The sequence below is a fragment of the Marinobacter sp. H13 genome (assembly GCF_059072335.1).
This window is the reverse complement of sequence record NZ_JCACRU010000001.1, coordinates 709,836-728,287: the sequence shown is the minus strand read 5'-3', so window position 1 is coordinate 728,287 and position 18,452 is coordinate 709,836. Positions and strand designations below refer to the sequence as shown.

Genomic DNA, 18,452 nt, shown 5'->3' with positions numbered 1-18,452 from the left:
TCAGCCGCCTGAGGCGGTCATGCGCTGGTACAGCGTGCTGGCGTCCTCGGATTGCCGGAGGCGATCACAGAACGACCGCTCATTGAACTTTTCAGCCAGTTGGCTGAGCAGCTCCAGGTGTTCGCTCGTTGCTTCCTTCGGGACGATCAGGGCGAAAATCAGATCCACCGGCTGATTGTCGATAGCATCGAATTCGACGCTTTCTTCCAGCGTCATCAGCACGCCCACCACGTGATCAAGTCCTTCCAGACGGCAGTGGGGAATGGCGATTCCCTGGCCAATGCCGGTGCTGCCCAGGCGCTCGCGGGAAATCAGGTTGTTGAAGAGCTGGGTCTCGCTGAGCGTGTTGTCCTGATGGTTTATCTGCTCGGCAATAAACTCCAGGGCCCGTTTCTTGCTGGACGCAGCTACCCTGCAGAGGGTGAGCTCCGGAGCAAGAATGTTCTCTATGGTCAGGGATGTGTCGCTCATGGATCGACTGCGTTTCCGTTAAAAAAAAGGCTGCGACACGTTACTCATGTCGCAGCTCGATTAGATGAATTGCATGAAAACAGTCAGTTAGCGAGAGCCGTTTCCGTGCATCCGGTCTACATTCTTTTCCTTGTGCTTGAGGATCTGACGGTCAAGCTTGTCGATCAGGGCATCGATGGCTGCGTACATATCCTCATTTTCTGCCTTTGCGTGAATCTCACCACCAACCACATGCAACGTGGCTTCCGCAATCTGGCGCACCTTTTCCACTTCCAGGGTCACCTGGCAGTTACTGATGTGGTCAAAGTGACGCTCGAGCTTCTCGAACTTCTCTGAAACATAATCCTTCAGTGCGGGAGTCAGTTCTACGTGATGGCCTGAAATATTGAGTTGCATAGGCGTCTCCTGTTGTCATCGTGCCGGCTCCCGGGAGCCGGTCTGGGTGCTGGCGCATTATGCGCCGGCGAATACGGTGTTGCGTCCCGGCCCCCGGGTATTCAGACCAGCCGCTTGCGCTCGTTGGACGGCGGAATGTGCATGGCCTCCCGGTACTTGGCAACGGTGCGTCGCGCAACCTTGATACCCTGTTCCCCTAGCATGGCTGCAATTTTGCTGTCGCTCAACGGCTTTTTGGGCGTTTCCGCCGCAATCAGCTTCTTGATCATCGCGCGTATGGCCGTGGAGGAGCATTCTCCACCCTCGTCAGTGCTGACATGGCTGGAGAAGAAGTACTTCAGCTCGAAAATGCCACGGGGGGTATGCATGTATTTCTGGGTGGTTACCCGTGAAATGGTCGATTCATGCATCTCTACCGCCTGGGCGATGTCTGAAAGAATCAACGGTTTCATGGCTTCTTCACCGTGATCCAGGAATCCCTGCTGGTGCTCGACAATACGGGTCGCGACTTTCAGCAAGGTCTCATTGCGGCTCTGCAGGCTCTTGATGAACCACTTGGCCTCCTGCAACTGGTCGCGCAGGTAGGTGTTGTCTGCGCTGCTGTCCGCACGCCTTATAAGTGAAGCATAGCTGGCATTGACCCGGATGCGCGGTGCAATTTCAGGATTCAGCTCAACACGCCAGCGGCCATTGTGTTTGCGAACGATCACGTCCGGAATCACATAATCGGGTTCGGCCCGGTCAATGACATCGCCCGGCCGCGGATTCAGGCCGGTGATCAGCGCCAGGACATCCCGCAACTGGTCTTCTTTCAGGCGGCTGCGGCGCAGCAACTGGGCGTAATCGCGGTTGCCCAGCAGGTTGATGTAATGGGTAATTACAAGGCGTGCCTGGGCCAGCCAGGGTGTTTCCGGCGGCAGCTGGTTGAGCTGGATCAGCAGGCATTCCTGTAGGTCCCGGGCAAACACGCCGGGCGGATCAAAGTGTTGCAGGCGGTGAAGCACGGCTTCCACTTCATCCAGTTCAAGGGGGTCTTCATCGTTCTCATCCAGCAGTCCGGCGTGGATTTCCTCCAGCGGGCTGGTGATATAGCCCCGTTCGTCCACTGCATCCATCAGGGCATGGGCAATGGCCTGGTCCCGTTCACTGAGGGGCGTCAGATTGAGCTGCCATTCCAGGTGATCCTGAAGCGTTTCGGTCGGGGAATTACGGGTTTCGAAATCGTGATCGTTTTCGTCGTCGTTGCGGGCTGCCGGCGCTGGTGCGGACTGGTAGATGTCGTCCCAGGCGGTATCAACCGGCAGATCGTCCGGAATGTTGTCAGGAATCTCGTTCTCCGAGGACCAGTCCGGGCCGTTCTCGGATTCATCCCAGTCGCTGGCCGGTTCCGGGGCAGCTTCAGCGGCGGACTCGGTGGCGTTGGCCTCGCGCTCGTCGTTTTCGCTGGCTGCGTCGGTCTGGTCATCGTCCTCGGAGGTCTCCAGCATGGGGTTGGATTCCAGTGCCTGCTGGATTTCCTGCTGGAGGTCGAGAGTGGAGAGCTGGAGAAGCCGGATCGCCTGTTGCAGCTGGGGCGTCATGGTCAGGCTCTGACCCAGCTTTAACTGTAAGGAGGCTTTCATAACCATGGTTCAGGATCCGTCACTCATCAGCGCTTTGTGTCATAGGTCTTGAAAAAATCTTTATATGCCGGTTACTTGCCGCGGTTTTTCTTTACCCTAGCAAGTTCTTTGCCGAGTTTACTTGCTACAGATCATCAAAACAATGAGCCATTCACTGTCATAGCCTGAATTCGTCCCCGAGGTAGACTTCCTTGACCTGTTGATTGGCCAGGATCGCATCGGCATTGCCGGAGGCGATGATGTGCCCGCCGGAAACAATGTACGCGTTCTCGCAGATATCGAGAGTCTCGCGCACGTTATGGTCGGTGATCAGCACGCCAATCCCTTTGTCCCGCAGATGCCGGATAATGTGTTTGATGTCGCTGACGGATATAGGGTCAACGCCGGCGAAGGGCTCATCCAGCAGGATGAAAGCCGGCTCCATGGCCAGGGCCCGGGCAATTTCCACCCGTCGCCGCTCACCACCGGACAGGGCCATACCAACGCTGTCCCGGATATGGGTGATGTGGAATTCCTCCAGCAGCTCCTCGAGCTTTTTCTGCCGGTCTGCCTTGCTCAGGCCCTGCCGCGTCTCGAGGATCGCCATGATGTTGTCGCGCACAGACAGTTTGCGGAAAACCGAGGCTTCCTGTGGCAGGTAGCCGATGCCCTGGCGGGCCCGACCGTGCATCGGCAGCGGCGTAATATCCCGGCTGTCGATCGTTATCCGCCCGTGATCGGCAGGAACCAGCCCAACGATCATATAGAAGCAGGTGGTTTTCCCGGCACCGTTGGGACCAAGCAGCCCGACAATTTCCCCACTGCGGATTTCCAGGGAAACGTCGATCACCACTTTTTTCTGTTTGTAACTCTTTGCCAGGTTACTGGCTCTCAGAACTGCCATCGGATCCCTGTCTGTCTGTACTGCGTGGCTGAATCACCATCTCTACCCGGCCGCTGCCCTCGCCGGTGTCTGCGCCGCCCTCAGCGGTGACAACCCGGCCGACGGTATCATAATGAATGACATCACCCCGGAACAGGTTGCCATTCTGCTCGATGACTGCTTCCCGTTCAAAGGTCAGCTGGCTGTCGGTGGCAGACCAGGTAATGTTCAGGGCACGGGCATCGGTTTCGCCTTCCCCCTCGCGCGCCGGTTGACGGTATATAGCGGGCGTACCAGAGGCTTCGATCCGGCTCAGGCCGTCCTCGGTCCGGTACAGGACGACCCGCTCGGCAGTCAGGCGGGTATTGCCCTGCTCAAGTTCCACAGCGCCGGTGTAGGTGGCAATGCCCTGGCCGTCATCCAGGCGGGCGGTATCTGCGGTGACCTTGATAGGAGTGTCAGAATCAAGGTCAAATGCAGCCGCCGGGCCGATCATCACGACCGTTAGCAGGGCAGCCATCAGGCGCCGGTATCGGTTAGTTTCCGGTTTCATAGAGTCCTTCCACCTGGGAGTTCAGTTCCAGAATTCGTTCGTCTATCCACGCTTTCATGCCCGTGGCCCGGGTTATGCCGGTAACATCACGTATTTCTACGGGTGCGTCTGTATAGACCATGCCCCGGTCGTTATCCAGGGTCAGGCTTGATGTTGTCAGGGTGGCCTCCCGTTCGCCAATTGTGCGCTGAACCCGGACATTGTCCGTCAGGTACACCAGATTCTGGTTTTGCAGCAGGCTGCCATTGTCGGCCTCGACAATCCACGGCAGGGCCTCCTGGTCCCCGTACAGCTCGGCCCGGGGAGATTCCATGGTGGCCAGGTTGCCTTCCTCGAACTGCTCAATGCGGGGGCTGGAAAACCGGATCTTGAGATTGCCCGCTTCATCGAAGGAGGTGTACTGACCATTCACCACGAAACCGTCTGGTTCGGCGTCTCCCCGTAGGGCCGCTGCCTCGTCATCAATCACAGGGGGTTCATCGCTGCGCCAGAGCAGGAATACGGCTGCCACCACGGTAGCAGCCAGTGCCAGTGCTCGCAGCCAGGGTCTGTCCAGCAGCCAGTTCATGCCTCGGGCTCCAGATAGGGGGCAAGTGCTGCGTCAAGCCTGCCATGGGCCGTCAGCAGCAAGTCGCAGGCTTCGCGGACCGCCCCTTCGCCGCCCCGGGCAATGGTGCAGTAGTCGGCATGCTGCTGCACCAGCCAGTAACCGTTGGGCACGGTGATGCCCAGTCCGGCGAACCTCAGTGCCGGGAGATCTGGCAGATCGTCCCCCATGTATGCGATGGCCTCGGGGCTGATATCCATGGTGCTGACCAGTTCCTGAAGGGCTACCTTCTTGTCCTCTCGCCCCTGCATCAGGTGGGGAATGCCAAGATCCCGCATGCGCTTCTCGGTCAGGGGGGACTTTCGTCCGGTGATCACGGCCACGGTAATCCCGGCTGCCATCAGTTGTTTCAAACCCAGGCCATCCAGAATGTTAAAAGCCTTGAGCTCATCACCAGTGGCGCTGAAATAAAGTTTACCGTCGCTCATGATGCCGTCGACATCCAGTGCGATCAGGCGGATCTTTACGGCCTTTGCCAACAGCGAATCCGGCCATTGGTGCTTCATATCAAACAGCTCCTCATAGCCCCTAGATAACGCCGGCACGCAGCAGGTCGTGCATATTGATGGCGCCAATCAGACCACCCTGGTCGTCGGTAACGGGGAGGGCGTTGATCTTCATCTCCTCCATTATGTTCAGCGCTTCCGCCGCCAGATGATCGGCCTGGATCGTTTTACCATGCCGGGTCATGACCTCGTTGATGGGCGTATTGTGAATGTCCACCGATCGATCCAGAGTCCGTCGAAGGTCACCGTCCGTAAATATTCCGGTAAGAGTGCCTTTATCATTGACGACGGTGGTCATACCGAGACCCTTTCGGGACATCTCAAGAAGAGCACCGCTCAAGGGGGTATCCTCGTTGACGACTGGAATCTGATCACCGCTGTGCATGATGTCGGAGACCCTGAGCAGCAGCCGACGCCCGAGGCTGCCGCCGGGGTGAGAGATAGCGAAATCCTCGGCACTGAACCCCCGGGCCTCAAGGAGTGCAACGGCGAGGGCATCGCCCATCACCAGGGTGGCCGTTGTGGAGGAGGTGGGCGCCAAACCCAGTGGGCAGGCTTCCACCATAACGCTGACGTCCAGATTGGCGACGGCTTCCCGGGCCAGTGTGGAGCTGGCATTGCCGGTCATGCTGATCAGCGGAGCGCCCATGCGTTTGATCAACGGCAGAATGGTGACCACCTCGCTGGTGTTGCCGCTGTTGGAAATGGCGATGACCACATCCTGGGAGGTGATCATACCCATGTCACCGTGGCTTGCCTCGCCCGGGTGCACGAAAAACGATGGCGTTCCAGTGCTGGCCAGGGTGGCGGCAATTTTGTTGCCAATGTGGCCGGATTTTCCCATGCCGGTCACAACCACGCGGCCCTTGCAGTTCATGATAACTTCGCAGGCCCGCGTGAACTGGTCGTCGATTCGGCCTTCAAGGGCATCAATGGCGTCGCGCTCAATGCGGATGGCGCGGATGGCAGAAGATCGGAAATCGCTGGGAGTCTGTTCGGTCATCGGGCTTTGGGCCTGGCTGTCGGGACGTTGTAAATGTTGGGCAGAGTATACCATTTTCACCCGGCAACGATGCCCGGTTACCGAAAGTTCAGTCAAACTGATCATTGCTATCAGTACATTTTGGGCACTTTGGATTGAACTTGCGCGCTCCTTGGCATAATGTAGCCCCTCTTTGAAAGGTAAGGACTATGAATTCACCGGCTTACATATCGCTCAAGGACGTCGTGTTCTCCCGCTCAGGGCGCCGTATCTTCGACGGTGTCAGCCTGGACATCCCCCGCGGAAAAATCACCGCCATCATGGGGCCCAGCGGAACCGGGAAAACCACGCTGCTTCGCCTTATTGGCGGCCAGCTCAGGCCGGATTCGGGCAGTGTTGTGGTGGACGGCCATGAAGTGCCGAAGCTCAAGCGCAAAGCCCTCTACAGCCTTCGGGAAAAGATGGGCATGCTGTTCCAGAGTGGGGCGCTGTTCACCGATCTGAGCGTGTTCGAGAACGTGGCCTTCCCGTTGCGGGTGCACACAAAGCTGCCGGAAGACATGATTCGTGATGTCGTGCTAATGAAGCTTGAAGCCGTCGGATTGCGAGGCGCACGCCAACTGATGCCGTCGGAACTGTCCGGAGGTATGACCCGCCGGGTTGCTCTTGCCCGAAGTATTGCCCTGGATCCCGAGCTGATCATGTACGACGAGCCGTTCGCCGGCCAGGACCCGATTGCCATGGGCGTTCTGGTAAAGCTGATCCGCGATCTGAACAGCTCCATGGGGCTGACCAGCGTTCTGGTTTCCCACGATGTGCCCGAATCCCTGAGCATTTGCCATTACGCCTGCATCATCTCGGACGGCAAGGTGATCGGGGAGGGCACGCCTGAAGAGCTCCGGGCGCATCCTTCCGGGAAGGTCCAGCAGTTTCTCCAGGGGCAGCCGGATGGCCCGGTGCCGTTTCACTATCCGGCCGAGGGCGCCGCCCAGGACTTTGGGTTGTCCGGGGGTGTGTCTTGATTGGCAGAATTGCGGCATTCGGGCGGCTCGGTCTTGATATCGTCTCGTCATTCGGCCGTTCAGGCCGTTTCCTTGCAGGCGTTCTGGGCGGTGTGCCCAGGCCGGCGACCGGTTTCCCCCTTCTGGTGAAGCAGCTGTACGCCGTTGGCGTTCTGTCCCTGGCCATTATCGTGGTTTCTGGCCTGTTTATTGGCATGGTGCTGGGGCTGCAGGGGTATACAATTCTGAGTGATTACGGTTCCGAGGCCGCTATCGGCCAGATGATTGCCCTGACCCTGGTGCGCGAACTCGGGCCGGTGGTAACCGCGTTGCTCTTCGCGGGCCGGGCCGGTTCGGCGCTGACAGCGGAAATAGGCCTGATGAAAGCCACCGAGCAGCTGTCTAGCATGGAAATGATGGGTGTGGACCCGCTTCGGCGCGTCATTGCGCCCCGCCTCTGGGCCGGGTTTATCGCCATGCCGGTACTGGCGGTCATTTTCTCGGTGGTCGGCATCTGGGGCGGTATGCTGGTGGGTGTAGACTGGCTGGGCGTGTTCGAAGGCTCCTTCTGGGGCAATATGCAGTCGTCGGTGGATTTTGTTGATGATGTCCTGAACGGTGTCATCAAGAGCGTTGTTTTCGGCTTTGTCTGCGCCTGGATTGCGGTCTACCAGGGGTATGACTGTGTGCCGACATCGGCAGGGATCAGCTCGGCGACCACCAAGACCGTGGTGTACTCATCGCTGGCGGTGCTGGGGCTGGATTTCGTGCTGACCGCTGTCATGTTTGGCGATTTCTGAATCAACGATTAACGAGATAATACCGGAGCCTGAAATGGCGCAGAGAACCACTGAAATCATCGTTGGCCTGTTCATGATCGCAGGCTGTGCAGCTTTGCTGGTCCTGGCGCTTCAGGTGAGCGGGCTGTCGCCGAAATCGGCCGAGAGCACCTATACCATTTACGCCAATTTCAACGATACGGGCGGGCTCACGCCCCGCGGTCGGGTCTCGATGGCCGGGGTAACGGTTGGCACCATCGAATCCATCAGCCTGAACACGGAAACCTTCCAGGCTCGGGTCGAGATGTCGATTCATTCGGATGTGGACAATATCCCGTCGGACAGTTCCGCAGTTATACGTACATCCGGCCTGCTCGGCGAGCAGTACATTGATATATCGATTGGCGCCGAGATGGATTCGCTGAAAGAGGGCGATACCTTCTATTCGACACAGTCGGCCATGAACCTGGAACGGCTGATCAGCAACTTTGCATCGGGCCGTTGATTCGGGCCGGAAAGATCAAACAGGAGATCCTGATGTTTGCACTGAGACACCACATTCTGATCGGCCTTCTGATGGCCCTGGTTCTGGTTACGCCGGCGCAGGCAGGCGAAGCGGAGGATCTCCGCCAATACGTTGATGAGAACACCCAGCGCCTTGTGGAGAAGCTCAATGAAGAGCGCGGTCTTTATGAGGAGGATCCCGAAGCCTTCTATGAAAGCATGGACCAGGCGCTGGCGGATTTTGTCGACTTCCGCCGCATTGCGGCCCGGGTGATGGGCCGCTACGCCCGCCAGACCACGCCCGAACAGCGGGACGAATTCGTGGTCAAGTTCAAGCGCAGCCTGTTTGACAGTTATGCGCAGGCTCTGGTGAATGCGGAAAACTTCGAGATCCAGGTCAAGGAAGCGACCATCAACCCCCAGAGCGACGAGCGCGCGTCGGTACAGATGGAAGTCATCAGCGCCTCTGGAACCCGCTACCTGGTCACCTATTCGATGTACAAGAACGCCGACGGCAAATGGCTGATGGAAAACATCATCGTTGAAGGCGTAAACATCGGTCTGGCGTTCCGGGATCGGTTCAGCCAGGAAATGGAAGAAAACCGTGGCCAGATTCAGGCGGTCATCGACGGCTGGAGCGATGCCGTTGAGTCCCTGAACCTGGACCAGGAAGTGGATAAATCATGACCGCAGGGCTGCCCCGGGTGCACCTCTCCGACGGCGCTTTGATCGTCTCGGGTGAGGTGACCGCAGATACAGTCATTAACCTGAGAAAAGAGGGTGAAAAGCTGATCCGGTCGGCATCCGGCGATCTGGTTGTCGACCTGGATGGTCTGGTCACCGCCCACAGTGTTGTGCTGTCGATGTTGCTCTGCTGGCAGCGCCTCGCCGCTCAGTCAGGCATTGCCCTGTCGTTCAAGGGTGTCAGTGGCCGTTTGGCGTCATTGGCGGCCCTGAGCAACCTCGACGGCCAGCTCGCGGGGTTCGGTCCGGAATCCGTTCATCCCGCCCACTGACTTTTCCGGCCCCGGCCCCTTTGTTTACCGGACAGTAAAGCTGACCCGAGCGCCGGAATTGGTTACAATCTCGCCCCTGATTTCATAACACCCGAGGATTTTCTATGGATGCCGCCCAAGTCACCGAGCTGGTCAAAGAAGCGTTGCCCGGCTGTGAAGTTCAGGTACAGGTTGATGGTACCCATTACCTGGTCGTCGTGGTGGGTGACGTATTCGAAGGCCTGCCGACTATCAAGCGCCAGCAGTTGATCAACAAGGCGCTGTTCCAGCAGATCATGGATGGCTCGATTCACGCCCTTCATCCAAAAGCATTTACTCCGGCCGAATGGGCTGAGCGCCAGGGCTGAACGGTCCGGACAAAACAGGATATTTATTGTGGATAAACTTCTGATCAGAGGGCGCAAGCCTCTGGATGGTGAAATCCGGATTTCCGGTGCCAAGAACGCCGCACTGCCGATCCTCGCAGCAACTCTGCTGGCGGATGAGCCGGTAACCGTAGGCAATCTACCGCACCTGCACGACGTAACCACCATGATCGAGCTTCTGGGTCGCATGGGTGTTGAAGTGATCATTGATGAGAAGATGAGCGTGGAAATCCACGCCAACACCATCAAACACTTCCATGCCCCTTACGAGCTGGTGAAAACCATGCGGGCCTCCATTCTGGTGCTGGGTCCTCTGGTCGCTCACTTCGGCGAAGCAGAAGTATCCCTGCCCGGCGGTTGTGCGATCGGTAGTCGCCCGGTGAACCTGCACATCCATGGCCTGGAAATGATGGGCGCGGACATCAAGGTCGAGAATGGCTACATCAAGGCCAAGACCAACGGTCGTCTGAAAGGCGCGCACATTTTCCTGGATACGGTCACCGTAACCGGTACCGAGAATCTTATGATGGCGGCTGCCCTGGCCGACGGAAAAACCATCCTGGGAAACGCGGCCCGCGAGCCGGAGGTTGTTGACCTCGCCGAGTGTCTGATCGCCATGGGAGCGGACATCAAAGGTCACGGCACCGCCACCATCGAAATCAACGGTGTTGAGCGCCTGCACGGTTGCCATTACAACGTGCTGCCAGACCGTGTTGAAACCGGTACCTATCTCGTCGCTGCGGCTGCAACCGGCGGTAGGGTAAAACTGAAGGATACCCGGGAAGACCTGCTGGAAGCTGTTGTCCTCAAGCTCCAAGAGGCCGGCGCCCACATCAACACCGGCCCGGACTGGATTGAACTGGACATGAAGGGTAACCGCCCGAAAGCGGTTAGCCTGCGTACAGCGCCATATCCGGCCTTCCCGACCGACATGCAGGCCCAGTTCGCTGCAATGAACGCCGTGGCCGAAGGCACCGGTACCATTGTGGAAACCGTGTTCGAGAACCGGTTCATGCACCTTCAGGAACTGATCCGCATGGGTGCGGATATCACGCTTGAGGGCAATGCCGCGATCATCAAGGGCGTGGATCACCTAACCGGTGCGCCGGTTATGGCCACGGACCTTAGGGCCTCGGCAAGCCTTGTCATCGCCGGCCTCATGGCCGACGGCGATACCATCGTAGATCGCATCTATCACATAGACCGCGGGTACGAATGTATTGAAGAGAAACTGCAGTTGCTGGGTGCCACCATCCGCCGCCTGCCAGCGTGAAAGACATCTATCCAGACACTACGGGAAACCGGAAGAATCCATGACAGATTCCATAACCATCGCCTTGTCGAAGGGACGAATCCTGGAAGAAACCCTGCCGCTGCTGGCGGAAGCAGGAATCGAACTGATCGACGACGTCAAAAAGTCGCGCAAACTGGTGTTCCCAACAACGGACCCCAATGTTCGGGTTCTGATTATCCGGGCCACAGACGTGCCGACTTATGTTCAGTACGGCGGGGCGGACCTTGGTGTGACCGGCAAGGACGTGCTGATGGAGCATGGTGGGGAAGGGCTGTATGAGCCACTGGATCTGAACATTTCCCGGTGTCGCCTTATGACCGCCGGCCCAAAAGATCAGACTCCGCCATCCGGTCGTATCAAGGTTGCAACAAAATTTGTAAACCTGGCCCGCCGATATTACTCGGCCCAGGGCCGTCAGGCAGACATTATTAAGTTATACGGTGCCATGGAGCTGGCTCCGATTCTCGGGCTGGCCGACGAGATCGTCGACATTGTCGACACCGGCAACACGCTGAAGGCGAACGGCCTCGAGGCCCGGGAACTGATTGAACACATCAGCAGCCGGCTGGTGGTCAATCGTGCCTCCATGAAGATGAAACACGAGCGTATTAACCCCATAATCGAAAAGATGTCCGCAGCTGTGGATAAACGCCGGACCTGATGTCAGGGCCGGCCAGAGTCAGTTAGTCGTTAATCCCATACAGGATTTGAGTTATGACCGCCAAGATCACCCGATTGAACGCTTCCCAAAGTGACTTTAATGATGCGTTGGCCAAACTTTTGGCCTGGGACGACAGCGTTGATCATCAGGTGAACGAGTCGGTGCGCCACATCCTGCATGAGGTGAAAACCCGGGGTGACCAGGCGGTTCTGGAATTTACCGAGAAATTCGATCGCCTGAAGGTTGGGTCCGTCGCCGAGTTGGAAATGGACCAAAGCCGTTTGCAGCAGGCCCTGGACGCGATTCCCCAGGACCAGCGGGTTGCTCTTGAAAAAGCGGCTGAGCGAATTCGCGACTACCACGAACGCCAGAACCAGAAGTCCTGGCAGTATGAGGACGAAGACGGAACCGTGCTTGGCCAGAAGGTAACGCCATTGGACCGGGCGGGCTTGTATGTGCCCGGCGGCAAGGCTGCTTACCCTTCATCCGTGCTCATGAACGCTATTCCGGCAAAGGTCGCCGGCGTCAGTGAAGTGGTGATGGTCGTTCCAACGCCGGATGGTGTGGTGAACGACATGGTATTGGCCTCGGCAGCGATTGCCGGAGTCGACCGCGTATTCACCGTTGGCGGCGCCCAGGCCGTAGGCGCGCTCGCCTACGGTACAGAAACCATCCCGGCCGTGGATAAAATCGTCGGCCCCGGCAATATTTTCGTTGCCACCGCCAAGCGTGAAGTGTTTGGCGTTGTCGGCATCGACATGATTGCCGGCCCGTCGGAAATTCTCGTGATCAGTGACGGAAAGACCGATCCCGACTGGATCGCCATGGACCTCTTCTCCCAGGCAGAACACGACGAGCAGGCCCAGTCCATCCTGATCAGCCCGGATGCCGAATTCCTGGATGCCGTCGAAGCCAGTATCAACAAACTGCTTCCAACCATGGAACGTGCCGACATCATCCGCACCTCCATGACTGACCGCGCCGCGTTGATCCATGTCACCGACCTGAAACAAGCCGCCGAAGTGTCCAACCGCATCGCCCCGGAACACCTGGAGCTGTCGGTTGAAGACCCAGAGGCCATGCTCGATGACATTCGCCACGCCGGCGCCATCTTCATGGGCCGCTACACCGCCGAAGCCCTGGGTGACTACTGCGCCGGTCCGAACCACGTGCTGCCCACCAGCGGCACCGCACGGTTCTCTTCACCGCTGGGCGTCTACGACTTCCAGAAACGGTCTTCCATCATCGGCTTCAGCGCTGCCGGTGCTGACCGCATGGGACGTGTGGCCTCGGTTCTGGCCCGTGGCGAGGGCTTAACGGCACACGCCCGGTCGGCGGAATATCGTATTAAAGATTAAAAGACTTCACCCCCTATGTATGCAGGGCGGCGGGGAGGTCACTCTCCGAGAATGTCGGCGGCCATGGATGGCCGACGCCAAGCGCACATGGGTGTGGCAGAGCGATGATGAAGCGGAGCTTCATGCGATAGCCACACGACAGCAATCTGAGATTGCTGGCCGGACCCGCTTGCGGGTGCTCGTAGCTGTTCTCGGAGAGTGACCTGCCTGTCGCCCGTCTGCACCAAATGGAGTGCATAATCGATGAGCAAATTCTGGAGCCCCCTGGTAAACGACCTGGTTCCATACGTCCCAGGCGAACAGCCAAAAATGGCCAACCTGGTGAAGCTGAACACCAACGAAAACCCCTTCGGCCCCTCACCAAAAGTCATCGAAGCCATCCAGGCCGAACTGAACGACGGCTTGCGCCTCTATCCCGATCCGGAAGGCGAAAGCCTGCGCGAGACCATTGCGGCTTACCACAAGATAAAGCCGGAACAGATCTTCCTCGGCAACGGCTCCGATGAAGTCCTCGCACACATCTTCTTCGGTCTGTTTCAGCACGGCGAACCGATCCTGTTTCCGGACATCACCTACAGCTTCTATCCGGTTTACTGTGGCCTCTATAACATCGAGAGCCAAAAAGTCCCGCTGACAGAAAGCTTTGAAATCAACCCGGACGACTTCAAGCAACCCAACGGCGGCGTCATCTTCCCGAACCCGAACGCGCCAACCGGTCGGTATCTCGAGCTGCAGCATGTTGAAGAGATCCTGGCGGCCAACCCCGACCGCGTCGTGGTGGTGGATGAGGCCTACATTGATTTCGGCGGCGAGTCGGCAATCACCCTGGTCGACAAATACCCGAACCTGCTGGTCTCCCAAACGCTCTCCAAGGCCCGCTCGCTGGCGGGGTTGCGCGTAGGCTTCGCTGTCGGTCATCCGGACCTGATCGAGGCCCTGAACCGGGTCAAGAACAGCTTCAACAGCTACCCGCTGGACCGCCTGGCCCTCGCCGGTGCGAAAGCAGCCTACGAGGATGAGGCCTGGTTCCGGAAGTGCTGCGAGGGCGTGATCTCCGAGCGCGAGCGTGTAATTACCGCCCTCGAAGATCTTGGATTCGAGGTGTTACCCTCCAAGGCAAACTTCATCTTTGCCCGTCATAAAGATCAGCCGGGCGAGGTTTTGGCCAAAGGCCTGAGGGAGCAGGGTATTATCGTCCGGCACTTCAATAAGCCCCGAATTAGCGAATTTCTGCGAATCACTATTGGCACTGTTGAGCAGAATGATGCTTTGATTGAGGGGCTCCGGTCCCTCTAGCCTGCTAAGTTGGCGGGTAGAGTGAGGCAGACGCCCCTTCCCGGGAACCGCTACGAGCACATCCATGTGCGCTTGGCGTCGGCCATCCTTGGCCGCCGACATTCCCGGGAAGGGGCGTCTGCCTCACTCCTCGAGCTTCTCTGAAATAGTCCGGAGTGGAGTTTTTATGGCAAATCGAAGCGACATCCTTGAGAAAATCAACGAATGGCTCCAACCCGATAATTTCCAGGATTACTGTCCCAATGGCCTGCAAGTTGAAGGCACGCCTGAAATTAAAACCGTCATCTCTGGCGTAACGGCCTCAAAGGCTCTGATCGAAGCTGCGATCGAAGCAAACGCCGATATGATCCTGGTCCACCACGGTTACTTCTGGAAAGGCGAGGATCAGCGCATTCAGGGGATGAAACGAGAACGTTTGAAGCAACTCCTGGACAACGATATCAATCTTGTCGCCTACCACCTCCCGCTGGATGACCATCCCGAATACGGCAACAATCGTCAGCTTGCGAACATTCTCAACATCAAGAACCCGCGCCCGTTAGGTGGTTTGGTGTGGGAAGGCGAGCTGGAAGAAGCAATGTCTCCCGAGAAGTTCGGTCTTCACATCGCCAGACAGCTTCACCGTGAACCGCTCTGGGTTGGCGAGGGTCCGGCTGCGATCAAACGGGTAGGTTGGTGTACCGGTGCTGCACAGGGGTTCATTAACACTGCTCTGGACGCTGGCCTGGATGCCTACATCAGCGGTGAAATCTCCGAGCCGACGACGCACACGGCAAGGGAGTGCGGCGTTCATTATTACGCTGCCGGACACCACGCGACCGAACGCTACGGCGTTCAGGCTCTCGGAAAAGCGCTAGTGGAGGAGTTTGGGGTCGCTCACAAATTCATCGATTGCGATAATCCCGTTTGATGCGTTAGCAGGATAGCTTTTCGGTCGTTGAGAATTGCACCTAGACGGATGGAGCGTGGTGTGTGCCCCTTTCCGGGAATGTCGGCGGCCATGGATGGCCGACGTCAAGCGCACATGGATGTGCTCGTAGCGGTTCCCGGAAAGGGGCACATACCATGCTCCCTCTCCCAAACCATCAGTCCTGCAATAAGCCGAATTACCAGATCTATGCGAGTTAGGCCTGCTGAGCCTTATCACCCTTCTTGAGCCCAAAGTCCTCAGCAAGCGTGCCGGAATCCTTAGGATCTGTCTTGGGCGCATAATCCCGCGGCGGCTCGGAAGCGTCCTCGCGAACCTCTTCCAGGCGCTTCTTGGAAGTCTCCTGCGCCAACTCCTCCATCCAGTCTTCGTCATTGCAAAGACGGTTGGCGCCGCGTGCCATATGCTGGTTCACGTCGCGGTAGGCATCGTTGAAGCGGCGCAGCAAATGGGCCGACTCCATGAAATGCTCGTTCACCTGGGCCTGGTAGCGGGTATATTCGCTTCTCAGTTCCTCAATCTGCTGTTCCGCCCGGCGCTGCCGAAGCGACGTTCCCTGCCCGGAACGGCCAACAAATACCCCGATGACAATGCCAACAACCAATGCGGCAATCGCTGCCAGAATCAGGTTTGTCATATGCTGTGTCGTCCTTTTACCTAGAAGTGAGCCAAGCCCCTGTTCGACGAGTATAACGCCCCAGGCTCCATCATCCCATGATTGTGGCCTGCGCCAATCGTCGTATTGCTGCCCAGGCGGCCAACGTGGCGAAAAATCGCCAAATGCGAGACAATATGGCGCCCAAATTTACGATCAACTTCCGGGAATACCTTGATGACAGCTGCGATGTCCTCCGAAACCAGTGCGACCATGACCCCTTGGCAACGTTACCAAAAGGATCTTGAACGCCCGGATTTCCAGAAGGACTCGGCCCAGGAAGATGCGGTCAAGCGCCTTCAGTCACTGTACGACAAACTTGTTGAAGCCGAAAGGGATCGTACCAAGCCCAAGGCCAAACTTTTCCGCAAGCTCAAAAAAGGCAAGGCAGAGCCGGTCAAGGGCCTGTATTTCTGGGGCGGGGTAGGCCGCGGCAAAACCTACCTCATGGACACCTTTTACGAGTCGCTGCCTTTTGATCGCAAGATGCGGGTCCACTTCCACCGCTTCATGCAGCGGGTACACAGCGAGCTCAGATCCCTCAAGGGCGAGAAGAATCCACTCGAGCTGGTCTCGAAAAAGTTTGCCGATGAAGCCCGGGTTATCTGTTTCGATGAGTTTTTCGTGTCCGACATTGGCGATGCTATGATTCTCGCCACCCTGATGGACGGCTTGTTTAGCCGTGGCGTCACGCTGGTGTGCACTTCTAATATCGTCCCGGATGGTCTTTACAAGGATGGTCTCCAGCGGGCCCGCTTCCTGCCGGCTATCGAGCTGGTCAAGAAGCACACCGACGTGGTCAACGTGGATGGCGGCGTAGACTATCGGTTGCGGACGCTCGAGCAGGCGGAACTGTTCCACTCGCCTCTTGATGAAGATGCAGACGTCAGTCTGCGCAAAAGTTTCGATGCTTTGGCGGTTGAGGCCGGAAAACACAGCAAAACGATGGAAATCAACGGCCGTAAAATTCCGGCCCAGGCGCACGCAGACGACGTGGTCTGGTTCGATTTCAAAGACGTCTGCGACGGCCCACGAAGCCAGAACGATTACATCGAGATGGCCCGGCAGTTCCACGCCATCATCGTCAGCAACGTGCCCGTCCTGGGCAAAGAAAAAGACGATCAGGCGCGTCGGTTCATTAACATGATTGACGAATTTTACGACCGCAACGTTAAAGTCATCATCTCGGCGGCGGCACCTATCACCGAGCTTTACACCGGCGGCCGCCTCGGCTTCGAATTCGAGCGCACCGAATCCCGACTGCTGGAAATGCAGTCCCGGGAATACCTCGAAGCACCGCATAAGCCATAAAAAAAACTACCAGACAACCAACAGAGAGATTCAGAAATGAGCACAGACAACGTCGTTATCGTAAGCGGGGTTCGTACCCCCATGGGTGGATTCCAGGGTAGCCTGGCCAGTGTCAGCGCAACCGATCTTGGAGCGATCACCATCGCCGAGGCCGTAAAACGCGCTGGTCTGCAGCCCGCGGACGTGCAGGAAGTCATTATGGGCAACGTCCTGCCTGCCGGCCTAAAACAGGGCCCGGCCCGCCAGGCCATGCGCAAGGCTGGTCTTCCGGACCACACTGGAGCCACCACCATCAATAAACTCTGCGGCTCCGGCATGAAAGCCGCCATGTTCGCCCATGATCTGATTAAAGCCGGCAGCAACGACATCATGGTTGCCGGTGGTATGGAAAGCATGTCGAACGCTCCCTACATCCTGCAGGGCGTTCGCAGCGGCTACCGCATGGGCCCGGGTCAGGCACCCCAGGATCATATGTTCCTGGACGGCCTCGAAGACGCCGAAACTGGTCGCCTGATGGGCGCCTTTGCCCAGGAAATGGCGGACAAGAAAGGCTACACCCGGGAAGAAATGGATGAATACGCCATCACCTCCCTCACTCGGGCCAAAAAAGCCATTGAGGAAGGCCTGCTGAAAGACGAGATCATTCCGGTAACCGTGAAAAGCCGAAAAGGCGAAGTGATTGTCGAGGACGACGAGCAACCCCACAACGCCAACATCGACAAGATCCCGAGCCTCCGCCCGGCATTCGCCAAAGATGGCACCGTCACAGCGGCGAATGCCTCTTCGATCTCAGATGGCGCGTCCGCGTTGCTCCTGATGCGCGAGTCCGAGGCTGAAAAACGCGGCCTCAAACCCCTGGCGCGAATCGTCGGTCACAGCACCCAGTCCCAGCATCCTGCCGAGTTTACCTGCGCGCCGGTTGGCGCTATCGAAACCCTATTCGGCAAAACCGGTTGGAGCAAAGACGACGTCGACCTCTTCGAGATCAACGAAGCCTTCGCCATGGTCGCCATGATGCCCATCCGCGAACTAGGCCTGGACCCCGAGAAAGTTAACATCCACGGCGGCGCATGCGCACAGGGCCACCCGGTCGGCTCCACCGGATCCCGCCTGCTGGTCACCCTCATGTATGCTCTTCAGCGTTACGGCAAAAAGAAGGGCATTGCAGCTCTTTGCATTGGTGGCGGCGAGGCTACGGCCATGGCTATTGAGATGCTTTAAGCAGGAATCCTGTATAGCTCTTTTGCTTCGGTTGTTGGACAAGGGGCGGTCGTCTTTCTGAAAC

22 protein-coding genes are annotated in these 18,452 nt (G+C 57.8%); 13 read left to right on the top strand and 9 right to left on the bottom strand.

Annotated elements, in window-relative coordinates; translation table 11 throughout:
* The 8 genes from ptsN to AC5JQH_RS03380 all read right to left on the bottom strand — a co-directional run bounded on the left by ptsN (position 1) and on the right by AC5JQH_RS03380 (position 6,020).
* Entirely contained in the window at positions 1 to 471 is a 471-nt protein-coding gene (gene ptsN / locus AC5JQH_RS03415; RefSeq protein ID WP_008170153.1) for a PTS IIA-like nitrogen regulatory protein PtsN, read from the bottom strand.
* Between the two features lie 87 nt (positions 472 to 558).
* Positions 559 to 867 carry a ribosome hibernation promoting factor gene (gene hpf / locus AC5JQH_RS03410; protein WP_008170154.1) on the bottom strand — a complete coding sequence of 103 codons (309 nt, stop codon included), beginning with the start codon at positions 865 to 867 and terminating at the stop codon, positions 559 to 561.
* A 101-nt stretch (positions 868 to 968) separates the two neighbouring features.
* A complete protein-coding gene (locus AC5JQH_RS03405) occupies positions 969 to 2,495 on the bottom strand; it encodes an RNA polymerase factor sigma-54 (RefSeq protein WP_176443020.1) in 1,527 nt (508 codons plus the stop codon).
* A gap of 151 nt (positions 2,496 to 2,646) precedes the next feature.
* Positions 2,647 to 3,372 (bottom strand): LPS export ABC transporter ATP-binding protein, encoded by a 726-nt coding sequence (lptB, locus tag AC5JQH_RS03400; RefSeq protein WP_014577739.1) that lies wholly within the window; start codon positions 3,370 to 3,372, stop codon positions 2,647 to 2,649.
* Positions 3,350 to 3,904 (bottom strand): lipopolysaccharide transport periplasmic protein LptA, encoded by a 555-nt coding sequence (lptA, locus tag AC5JQH_RS03395; RefSeq protein ID WP_008170160.1) that lies wholly within the window; start codon positions 3,902 to 3,904, stop codon positions 3,350 to 3,352. Before lptA ends, lptB begins: the two co-directional genes overlap by 23 nt.
* On the bottom strand, positions 3,888 to 4,472 hold the full coding sequence (lptC, locus tag AC5JQH_RS03390) for an LPS export ABC transporter periplasmic protein LptC (RefSeq protein WP_491713639.1): 585 nt from the start codon (positions 4,470 to 4,472) through the stop codon (positions 3,888 to 3,890). The genes lptA and lptC overlap by 17 nt, the downstream gene beginning before the upstream one ends.
* Complete coding sequence (locus AC5JQH_RS03385) at positions 4,469 to 5,017, bottom strand: KdsC family phosphatase (protein ID WP_008170166.1); 549 nt, start codon at positions 5,015 to 5,017, stop codon at positions 4,469 to 4,471. The genes lptC and AC5JQH_RS03385 overlap by 4 nt, the downstream gene beginning before the upstream one ends.
* A gap of 22 nt (positions 5,018 to 5,039) precedes the next feature.
* Positions 5,040 to 6,020, bottom strand: a complete 981-nt coding sequence (locus tag AC5JQH_RS03380) for a KpsF/GutQ family sugar-phosphate isomerase (protein ID WP_008170168.1) — start codon at positions 6,018 to 6,020, stop codon at positions 5,040 to 5,042.
* Between the two features lie 188 nt (positions 6,021 to 6,208).
* Here AC5JQH_RS03380 and AC5JQH_RS03375 point away from each other — a divergent pair, with 188 nt between their 5' ends.
* From AC5JQH_RS03375 to AC5JQH_RS03325, 11 genes are all read left to right on the top strand, one after another.
* Positions 6,209 to 7,021: an ATP-binding cassette domain-containing protein gene (locus AC5JQH_RS03375; RefSeq protein WP_053112675.1), complete on the top strand. Its 813-nt coding sequence runs from the start codon at positions 6,209 to 6,211 to the stop codon at positions 7,019 to 7,021.
* The gene (gene mlaE / locus AC5JQH_RS03370) at positions 7,018 to 7,800 is read left to right on the top strand and encodes a lipid asymmetry maintenance ABC transporter permease subunit MlaE (RefSeq protein WP_053112674.1); all 783 of its coding nucleotides are present in this window, start codon (positions 7,018 to 7,020) and stop codon (positions 7,798 to 7,800) included. Before AC5JQH_RS03375 ends, mlaE begins: the two co-directional genes overlap by 4 nt.
* Before the next feature lie 34 nt (positions 7,801 to 7,834).
* A complete protein-coding gene (mlaD, locus tag AC5JQH_RS03365) occupies positions 7,835 to 8,284 on the top strand; it encodes an outer membrane lipid asymmetry maintenance protein MlaD (protein WP_053112673.1) in 450 nt (149 codons plus the stop codon).
* A gap of 32 nt (positions 8,285 to 8,316) precedes the next feature.
* A complete protein-coding gene (locus AC5JQH_RS03360; protein WP_493791410.1) occupies positions 8,317 to 8,970 on the top strand; it encodes an MlaC/ttg2D family ABC transporter substrate-binding protein in 654 nt (217 codons plus the stop codon).
* A complete protein-coding gene (locus tag AC5JQH_RS03355; RefSeq protein ID WP_493791411.1) occupies positions 8,967 to 9,299 on the top strand; it encodes an STAS domain-containing protein in 333 nt (110 codons plus the stop codon). Before AC5JQH_RS03360 ends, AC5JQH_RS03355 begins: the two co-directional genes overlap by 4 nt.
* Before the next feature lie 104 nt (positions 9,300 to 9,403).
* On the top strand, positions 9,404 to 9,646 hold the full coding sequence (locus AC5JQH_RS03350) for a BolA family protein (RefSeq protein WP_008170179.1): 243 nt from the start codon (positions 9,404 to 9,406) through the stop codon (positions 9,644 to 9,646).
* A gap of 28 nt (positions 9,647 to 9,674) precedes the next feature.
* Positions 9,675 to 10,937 (top strand): UDP-N-acetylglucosamine 1-carboxyvinyltransferase, encoded by a 1,263-nt coding sequence (gene murA, locus AC5JQH_RS03345; RefSeq protein WP_493805305.1) that lies wholly within the window; start codon positions 9,675 to 9,677, stop codon positions 10,935 to 10,937.
* A gap of 40 nt (positions 10,938 to 10,977) precedes the next feature.
* Entirely contained in the window at positions 10,978 to 11,619 is a 642-nt protein-coding gene (gene hisG / locus AC5JQH_RS03340) for an ATP phosphoribosyltransferase (RefSeq protein WP_014577730.1), read from the top strand.
* Between the two features lie 53 nt (positions 11,620 to 11,672).
* The gene (gene hisD / locus AC5JQH_RS03335) at positions 11,673 to 12,977 is read left to right on the top strand and encodes a histidinol dehydrogenase (protein WP_062781929.1); all 1,305 of its coding nucleotides are present in this window, start codon (positions 11,673 to 11,675) and stop codon (positions 12,975 to 12,977) included.
* A 243-nt stretch (positions 12,978 to 13,220) separates the two neighbouring features.
* On the top strand, positions 13,221 to 14,273 hold the full coding sequence (gene hisC / locus AC5JQH_RS03330; protein WP_493805304.1) for a histidinol-phosphate transaminase: 1,053 nt from the start codon (positions 13,221 to 13,223) through the stop codon (positions 14,271 to 14,273).
* A gap of 166 nt (positions 14,274 to 14,439) precedes the next feature.
* Positions 14,440 to 15,183, top strand: coding sequence for a Nif3-like dinuclear metal center hexameric protein (locus AC5JQH_RS03325; protein ID WP_493805303.1), 744 nt, complete (start codon positions 14,440 to 14,442; stop codon positions 15,181 to 15,183).
* A 214-nt stretch (positions 15,184 to 15,397) separates the two neighbouring features.
* Here AC5JQH_RS03325 and AC5JQH_RS03320 read toward each other — a convergent pair whose 3' ends face one another.
* A complete protein-coding gene (locus tag AC5JQH_RS03320) occupies positions 15,398 to 15,838 on the bottom strand; it encodes a Z-ring associated ZapG family protein (RefSeq protein ID WP_008170195.1) in 441 nt (146 codons plus the stop codon).
* A 231-nt stretch (positions 15,839 to 16,069) separates the two neighbouring features.
* Here AC5JQH_RS03320 and zapE point away from each other — a divergent pair, with 231 nt between their 5' ends.
* Together zapE and AC5JQH_RS03310 are read left to right on the top strand one after the other, a co-directional pair.
* Positions 16,070 to 17,167 carry a cell division protein ZapE gene (gene zapE / locus AC5JQH_RS03315; RefSeq protein WP_493805967.1) on the top strand — a complete coding sequence of 366 codons (1,098 nt, stop codon included), beginning with the start codon at positions 16,070 to 16,072 and terminating at the stop codon, positions 17,165 to 17,167.
* Positions 17,168 to 17,203: 36 nt separating this feature from the next.
* Entirely contained in the window at positions 17,204 to 18,388 is a 1,185-nt protein-coding gene (locus AC5JQH_RS03310) for a thiolase family protein (RefSeq protein ID WP_104269935.1), read from the top strand.
* Positions 18,389 to 18,452: the final 64 nt, after the last annotated feature.